The sequence below is a fragment of the Sphaerospermopsis aphanizomenoides BCCUSP55 genome (assembly GCF_001586785.1).
GTDB classification, from domain to species: domain Bacteria; phylum Cyanobacteriota; class Cyanobacteriia; order Cyanobacteriales; family Nostocaceae; genus Sphaerospermopsis_A; species Sphaerospermopsis_A aphanizomenoides_A.
Genome location: NZ_LUFH02000162.1, coordinates 1 through 8,326, shown reverse-complemented (window position 1 = coordinate 8,326; position 8,326 = coordinate 1). Strand labels below are relative to the sequence as shown.

General features: G+C 32.1%; 8 protein-coding genes and 2 pseudogenes. 1 reads left to right on the top strand and 9 read right to left on the bottom strand.

Translation table 11 applies throughout. The annotated features are described in order from the left end of the window. The first annotated feature begins 273 nt into the window (after positions 1–273). Positions 274–411 (top strand): hypothetical protein, encoded by a 138-nt coding sequence (locus A0J48_RS27300; protein ID WP_234301155.1) that lies wholly within the window; start codon positions 274–276, stop codon positions 409–411. A gap of 262 nt (positions 412–673) precedes the next feature. Here A0J48_RS27300 and glf read toward each other — a convergent pair whose 3' ends face one another. The 9 genes and pseudogenes from glf to A0J48_RS25180 form a co-directional block, all read right to left on the bottom strand. After that, on the bottom strand, positions 674–1,771 hold the full coding sequence (glf, locus tag A0J48_RS25220; protein WP_234301154.1) for a UDP-galactopyranose mutase: 1,098 nt from the start codon (positions 1,769–1,771) through the stop codon (positions 674–676). A gap of 4 nt (positions 1,772–1,775) precedes the next feature. Next, positions 1,776–3,641, bottom strand: a complete 1,866-nt coding sequence (locus tag A0J48_RS25215; protein ID WP_200327318.1) for a glycosyltransferase — start codon at positions 3,639–3,641, stop codon at positions 1,776–1,778. Positions 3,642–3,696: 55 nt separating this feature from the next. Beyond that, positions 3,697–4,350 (bottom strand): annotated as a pseudogene (locus tag A0J48_RS25210) (ABC transporter ATP-binding protein); the annotation flags it as partial. Continuing rightward, positions 4,346–4,681: pseudogene (locus A0J48_RS25205) on the bottom strand (ABC transporter permease); the annotation flags it as partial. The pseudogenes A0J48_RS25210 and A0J48_RS25205, both read right to left, overlap by 5 nt. A gap of 481 nt (positions 4,682–5,162) precedes the next feature. Then, positions 5,163–5,324, bottom strand: a complete 162-nt coding sequence (locus A0J48_RS25200) for a hypothetical protein (RefSeq protein ID WP_200327322.1) — start codon at positions 5,322–5,324, stop codon at positions 5,163–5,165. Continuing rightward, positions 5,261–5,593, bottom strand: coding sequence for a glycosyltransferase family A protein (locus tag A0J48_RS27810; protein ID WP_411841151.1), 333 nt, complete (start codon positions 5,591–5,593; stop codon positions 5,261–5,263). The genes A0J48_RS25200 and A0J48_RS27810 overlap by 64 nt, the downstream gene beginning before the upstream one ends. 189 nt (positions 5,594–5,782) lie before the next feature. Continuing rightward, complete coding sequence (locus tag A0J48_RS25190) at positions 5,783–7,084, bottom strand: glycosyltransferase family 2 protein (RefSeq protein ID WP_200327316.1); 1,302 nt, start codon at positions 7,082–7,084, stop codon at positions 5,783–5,785. Between the two features lie 3 nt (positions 7,085–7,087). After that, positions 7,088–7,993: a class I SAM-dependent methyltransferase gene (locus A0J48_RS25185; RefSeq protein WP_200327315.1), complete on the bottom strand. Its 906-nt coding sequence runs from the start codon at positions 7,991–7,993 to the stop codon at positions 7,088–7,090. 57 nt (positions 7,994–8,050) lie between these two features. Beyond that, on the bottom strand, positions 8,051–8,242 hold the full coding sequence (locus A0J48_RS25180; protein WP_234301153.1) for an NAD(P)-binding protein: 192 nt from the start codon (positions 8,240–8,242) through the stop codon (positions 8,051–8,053). Between the last annotated feature and the right edge of the window lie 84 nt (positions 8,243–8,326).

Below are 8,326 nucleotides of genomic sequence, written 5' to 3'. Positions count from 1 at the left end.
GATTTATATCACTTAAATTTAATTTATTGATATCTTCTATCAAAGAACAAACATCATTTATTTTGTTCCATGTAACGATAATAGCAGCTACTTGGTTTATATTCATAAGTTTTGAATTTATCAATATCTTGATTTATAGACGTTAGATTTGATGGTGCTAAAAGCTTAAAAAATAGGGATGATGGATTACCTAAAAATTGTAGCCTGACTTGATAAGGTTGTAATTCTGTTACATCTACTACTTTATTTATAGGGCATTGTTTCATATTGAAATTGACTAAAGAACGGGTAATTTCAGTAGAAGCTGTAACAGCAGCAATAATCAATAAAATCACTAAGATAGACTTTCTTATTGGTGATATATTGCTAGACATAGAGGATGCTATACATATTGCTAAAACAAAAGAATAATCCAGTTACTATAATTAAACAAAAACCCATTGCATAAGGAATTTTTAGCCAACCAATACTAAATATGAGGTATGGTATAAATATATAAAACAAGGAAAGATAATATAACATATATATGAGGTATCCATAGGAAGATATTATATGATTATCCCAAAATTAAGCTTGAATTTTAGATGACCAATACATATCAAAAAATAGAGAAATTTAAGTTTACTAAATTTCCTATATGTTATATACTTGTATGATCATTTCATGAGAGAAATTAGTACAACTTACTAATCCGATTTTCAAATACAGTTAAGGCAGCTGCAACAACCTGATCCATGTTGTAATACTGGTATTGTGCTAGTCTACCAACAAACGTAACAGTTTGCAGCTTTTCCGCTTCATCTTTATACTGCTGGAATAATTCACGGTTTTCTGGACGTGGAACTGGATAGTAAGGATCTCCTTCTGCTTGCGGGTATTCGTAGTAAATTGTTGTTTTGGGGTGTTTTTGTCCAGTAATATGTTTAGATTCGACTATCCGTGTAAAATCATAGTCGTTGGGATAGTTGACAACAGCAACTGGTTGAAAATATTCAACATCATGAGTTTCAAACTCAAATTTTAATGAGCGATAGGGAAGTTTGCCAAATTTATAGTCAAAAAATTGATCGATAGGCCCAGTATATATTAAATGATCAAACTTCAGCCATTTTTCTACTTCTTGGAAACTGGTATTGAGCATGAATTTAATGTTGGGATGATCCAACATTTTTTCAAACATTTTCGTATAACCATGTAATGGCATCAGTTGATACTTATCACCAAAATAGCGGTTATCTTTATTAGTTCTAACTGGAATCCGAGCGCACACCGAAGCATCTAGTTCATGCGGCCATAGATTCCACTGTTTATAAGTGTAGTTTTTAAAGAATTTTTCATATAAATCTCGTCCGACTTTACCAACAACAGCTTGTTCAGAGTTTTCAATTCGGTCATATTTTTCTCTAACTCGTTCATAAAATTCTTCAATTTCTTGACTATTAAGATTTAGTCCATAAAGTTTATTAATAGTATTGAGGTTAAGGGGAATTGGGTAAATATCACCTTCTACCCTAGCAAGAACTTCATGTTGATATACCCTCCACTGAGTAAACTGGGATAGGTAATCAATAATTTTTTTGCTATTGGTATGGAAAATATGCGCTCCATACCGATGGATTAATACCCCAGCGTTATCATAATAATCGTAAGCATTACCACCAATATGGTTACGAGTGTCAATAACCAAAACTTTGCGATCCAGGTGCGTAGCAATACAATTAGCTAAGGTGCAACCTGCAAAACCAGCACCAACTATTAGAAAGTCAAACATATTTTTATAAATGGTTATTGTTGGTTTTTTCTATTTCTAAATATTTTTCCCAGAAAGCTTGACTAGTAAAATCAGGCAGGGTACTTACATAGAGCTTTTTTAATTGGGGGAATTTAAAAAACATTATTAGAGCTAACCATATAGCTTGAAACAGAATTTGGAAGAAGCGAATTCTAGAAAATTGAACTACAAATCCTTCTTTAGTCTGCAAATTATAGTACAGGACTTTCTTGGCTCTAAAAACGTTGAGAGGTCTACTACCCCAACAAGGAGCAATTTTATATCCATTATCTGTTAGGAAATCTTCCTTTAGGAACAACCAAGATGGTAGAAGATGACCATTAAGTGTTATGTATCTTAAAAATCTATTTAATGTTGTTTCTGTCTGATTTATACTATGAACGTATTTATCATATATAAATGGGATATCAAAGTTTTTTGAAGTTTTTTCTACAACTTTAGAAAGTTCTTTGTGTTTTTTTTCGGGATCAGAATTAACTAAATTATAAGGGCCTTTCAGGAAGTCTGAAATCGCTTTTAAAATATATTCTGCCGTTTCATATTTATAGCAAAATATTTCTTTAAAAATGGGTTTTAAGAACCATTTGATAGCAGTTATACTACTAAATTTCTGACTAAAATGTAAACAATTTAAAATTAGTGTATTTCGTATACAGTAATATTCGATAGTAGGGCTATATTTATTTTCAAATGGTTCGTGCCAAACGCATATACCATTCATTGTGACGATTTTTCTATTTATTCGTTTGCCAAATTCTAGATCATCTAGTTTTACGAAAAATGGGTAAGGTAAGCCAAAATCTTGTACAGCGGATGTAGGAAAACAAAATAACCACCAAGCATGGTATTCAACAAATTCTTCTATTTCATTAAATAATGTATCTTTTAAGCTTCTTAAATCTAGATTATTCTTCAAAGCTACACAACCATTTTTCCAATATGCTCCCCTCTCATGCTGAATGAATTTTTTATCTAACCTTAACATACTACCTCCAATACATATGTCAGGTTCGCTACTCACACTTACAAAATTCCATAATCTATTCAGTGATTCAGGTTCAAAAAGAACATCGTCATCCATTAAAATAATGTGTGAAAACTCTGTTTTTCTCTCCAAAACTTTGATCATTCCTCTTGCAAATCCACCACTACCTCCTGCATTTTTATTAGGGATTATATGTATTGTATAATTATCAAAACTTTCTAATGTATTACCGTTATCAATTATGAATATTTCCAGTTTTTCTTCCCATTCCTGATTCTTTAATAAATACTTCTCCAATAAATTAATGTTTTTATAAACATACGCTTCTCTTTTATATGTACATATAACTACTGCCAATTTAATAGGTTTTTTATCTGTATAGGAATAAAAATATCCTCCATTTATTTGGCAATTATTGCTTAAAGCCTCCATTTCAATATAAATCATCCCTGTATAAGGAAATATATCCAAATTTTCTATAATTGTTATTTTCTCCAAATTTCTGCTATTAATAATTTTCTGAGAAAGTACATTCTTAGTTTCTCCTAATGGATCTATATTTAAAATTTTAATCGTAAATTTTCCTTGGAGTTGTAGGCATATATTAATATGTCTGATATTGGTGTAAGATTTCCAGTTATCAACAAAAAAACCATTAAAATAAGTATCAAAACTTATAATTCCTCCCTGCCTTATTTCTATGCTCTGATGTTCATAATTAAATAAGACCTTAGAGTTACCTCTAAAAAATAATTCTTCAACAGTACAAATATCTGTTTTAGGAAAAATAATATTTTGAATATTAGTAATATGATTATTTTGTGATATTTCAGAAATTATCAGTGATTCAAGATTGTTAACCATGATTTTACTTAACTAACTTTTGGTAGAATTTTATTGAAAAAATCAACGCTTAGGGTTATTTTAAAATGGTCTTACCTACGAGATAAGAATTGACAGTATTTTCCGCTGATCCTATAAAATTTATTCTTCCTTTGTCTAGCCAAATTGCCTGATGACAAGATTGTTTGATCAACTCTAAATCGTGTGACACTACAAGCACTGTTGTATCTCCATTCCAAAAATTATCAATTCTTTGCTTGCACTTATTCTTAAAATTCTCATCTCCCACTGATAAAACCTCATCTAAAATTAAAATATCTGGCTGCACGTCGGTGGCAATAGAAAATCCCAAACGAGCTACCATGCCCAAAAATAAACCCTTGACTGGAACTAAAGCGTAATCCTCCAACTCTGCAAACTCCAAAATAGACTGCGCTCTGGCTTTCATTTCAGATCTAGAAAAATCTAGTAAAACACCGTAAAGACAGATGTTATCCATGACAGAAATTTCTGGATCAAACCCTGCTCCTATTTCAATTAATGGTGCTACTTGACTACGTACTCTTACTGTTCCGGTGGTAGGTTGTAAAATACCAGAAATGCTCTTTAAAAGGGTGGATTTACCATAACCATTCGCACCTATTATACATATTTTTTTACCTTTTTCAACTATTAAATCAATATTATGTAAAACTGATTTTTTTACTGGCTGGCGATGTTTACCTGACAGGCAAACGAATCTTATTCAAGAATACGCCATTACCTACTACACTCATCAAAGCTTGAGATGTGGAAGCTAAGAAAAAATTGATTACTACTAAACCTGTAAATGCTGCCAATACATACTTGAGGATTGAGCTACCATAATAGGATGAGACAGTGACTCCAAAAATTGCAGTGTAAAGACTGGTCATGATTAAGGGGTTTAGCCGCGACCAATAAACTCCCAGAAATGAACCCCGATAATGTACTTTCATAGTCCGTACTACCAAAATATACAGCAGTTCCCAGTAACTCTGCACCTGCAACCGAATTAAATTATCTTTGATAGAAATTGTCATCCTCGAACACCACCACAGGACATAGCCAAGTTACTCCGACATTTTATACTATTTTCAGTTTTATAAGAAAATAGGCTGAAAACCCCGGAATTGACACCTCAAAATTTTGAGGATTTTTAGGTGTTAATGTCTTTATAAGCCGGGGATGAAAGCTACAAGAGGGAATTTATAGCTGAGGACAAGAAAACCCTTACACCCAGTCCTCACAGATAGCTTCTGTGCATAAGTCCTGTAACTGCTGTTTCGGCTCAATCCTGACATCTTGCGCCAAAGAAAATTGATGTAATTTTAGTACACCGTATAATTCCAAAAACCTTTATTTAACGTTTAAAACCAATCAAAAGAAGTAGTCTTATGGCACATCTTTTTAGATTATCTAGTTTTATACGGAGAGGTGCAAGATATGAGAATCAGCTTTATCACTAGAATTAGAAACTTTAGCAGTATACGGATGATATCATGTCCGGGTAATAACTTGCGATTAAGCGCCAGTTTGCAGCCACCAATGAAACCCCGTCAAACCACGAATTAAATCTGGCTGTTGGAGTAAAGATTTACACCGATGAAATAAGACATCCTCTAAATCATCGAGCGTCTCAAAAGATTGATTAGCAATTGCTTCGTCCACCAAAGTCCAAAGCATTTCTGCAGGCTGTATTGCAAAGGATAACCCAAAATTGTCATATCTCGCACAGTACCACCAACACCCGCACATTTATCTCCATATAAAGAGTAAGTTGATATTAATCTATCTAACCTGTCTGTTGCTGGAATTGTGTCATCATCTATAAAGGCAATAATTTTCCCTGATGATTTCTGTATACCTATATTGCGAGATATACTAAGATTTTTATGACTTGATATAAATATTTCAATGCTAAAATTAAAGTTTTTTTTGTTCAAGTTTAGCATTCTTCAAGTATCATCATTAGATTAAAAATAGACAGTAACTACTTCAAAATTATTATAATTGATATGATTTAAAGATTCAAGAGTTTTTTGTAGAGAAGCAGAACGATCAGCAGTACAAATAACTATAGATATCAATACACTTGTGTTTGACATAGTTGCAATTATTTCCAAAATGGTTAATGAGAAAAGTTATTTTGCACCTGCGGTTTTATTGGCGAAAATACTCATTTGTAAATATATTTTCAACAACCGATAAAATACTTGCAGACTGTTGATCAGCACATTCATTAAATTCAAATTTACCTGTATGTAACCAGCACCACTAAAAAAATAAACTTTCTTGGCTAAATTGAAATAGAAAATTTCTGGTTTATAGGAGCTACATATTGCCAAATCTACAGGTTTAAAAAAACAAGATATCAACCAGATATAAATCCGATGTCCTAAATTTTTAGGTGGATACCAAAAAGTAAATTTTTCACTTATCTCTAAATCTGTAAATTGACAGATATCTTGATATAGGTAAGATTGTACCAAAACTTTGCCATCATTGGTAATAATTTCAGGCAAAGAATATTCTAGATATGGAAGCTCATCTGCTATTTTACCTTTAACTCCCTTGAGAAAATCTTCCAATCCCCACAAATAAATTTCTGCCAAAAAAGAACGTCCAGTTAATGAATAATAAATTAACTTTGGGAAAAGTAATCGTAGACGCTTTAATAAAAATTGTGGGTGATATTTTTGCCAGCAATAACACAAATTACGCTCATCATAATAACTAATCCAAGGACGATGTTTAAAATCCGGGGAACAATGCCAAACAATAGATGCTGGATGGGCAGCAACAACCCAACCTGCTTGCTTTGCTCTTAAACACCATTCCACATCATCAAAGTGCAGAAAATAATTTTCAAATACTCCTATCTGTTGAATTAATTCATGTCTAAATAATAATGATGCAGCAGCGCAAATATCTACAACTATAAAAGGTTGAACTGCCAATAATTCCTCTGTGGATATAATAGGGTAGTTACCCAAGTAAGTTTTTAAATGTGCTTTTTTTGGATCAATATAACTGCCTATTTCTTGAATAATTTCCGGATGTTCTAGTTTTCTAATTTGAGAACCTACCAAGCCCACTTGAGAATAATTTTGCAAAGTTTCTACTAAAGGAAGTAAAGCTTGGTTATCTAATCGCACATCATTATCTAGTAGCCAAATGTAGTCATAATCAAGTTCACTTAAAAACTTCATTCCATGAGAAAATCCACCAGAACCGCCTATATTTTCACCTGTTTGTAGAACTTTTATTTGGGGATAATGTTCTTGAATATAAGCTTGCGTACCATCAGATGAAGCATTATCAACAACGAAAATATCCAGACATATCCCATGCAAATTTAGTTTATTAGTATCTTCAATTACTGAACAAACGTCTTTAATTTTGTTCCAAGTAACAATAATCGCTGCGACTTTGGCAATCTTCATAAATTATCTATTAAAATCTATAATACCAATACCCATCCACTCTTCAGCAATATGACTAATTTCTAAAATTGAAGCTGACTGACAGTATGATAATTTTATTTCATTCCAACATCTTCTAGTTCCACCATCTAAGTGGTCATACTCGGCCGCATTAATATCATGAAAAGCGCAAATTTTTGCATAACGACCGATATTTAAGAAATCCCTTTTCATGCCATGATATGAATGATCAGCATCAATATAAACAACATCAAATTCTGAGCCTATAAAATCAGCAGATGTTGCAGGAATAGCTTTTTCTAACGGTAAAATAGATGAAAAATACTCCCAATCTCTAAAGTTATCTTGTATATCAACACAGGTGTATTTGAAATTTTCGTTAAATTTAGATAAAACAGCACAGCATAAAACAGAAAAACCTCCATACATTACCCCAATTTCTAGAAATGAATCTGGTTTTTTATAAATACAATAAATTAAAAAATCTACTAACTCTGTGGGAATTTGGATTGAGCCATAATCAGAAGCATTGACATATTGTTGATAAGGAGAATAAAGACTCCATCCCTGATATGGACAGCCATAAGCTTTGATTTTTTCTAACAAAAAATCTCTATTTGCTAATTCTTCTCTGGAAGAAGATAAAATTGATTCAATGACAACTCTCCCCTTCTTTACATCATATTCCAGTGCTGTTTGATTCATGACATCTGAAATATTTTCGATTTTATTTTCAGAATATGAATCTTGCTGTTCTGCATCAAAGTTTTTATAACTTTTTTTTAGATTTTCATGCTCTAGCTTCAGATGCTCATAAGAATTTATTAATTTTTGAAATGCTGTGTCTCTATCACGAATAAAAGCACGGATAGATTTAGGTACTATTAGTGTAAATGAAGTATATAGCAAAGTATTTCTCCTCTAGCAAGGCTTACTAAAATTTAATAAATTTGACTAATTCGGTTTTCAAATACAGTTAAGGCAGCTGCAACAACTTGATCCATGTAATACTCCAGCATTATCATAATAATCATAGGCATTACCGCCAATATGATTGCGAGTGTCTATGACTAAAACTTTGCGATCTAGATGCGTGGCTATACAATTTGCTAAGGTGCAACCTGCAAAACCAGCACCAACTATTAGAAAGTCAAACATATTTTTATACATAGCTTTTATTATTGTTTTTTATTTGATGTTTTCTAAAAAAGTTCTTCAGTAACTGTTATGCCAAATAATTCC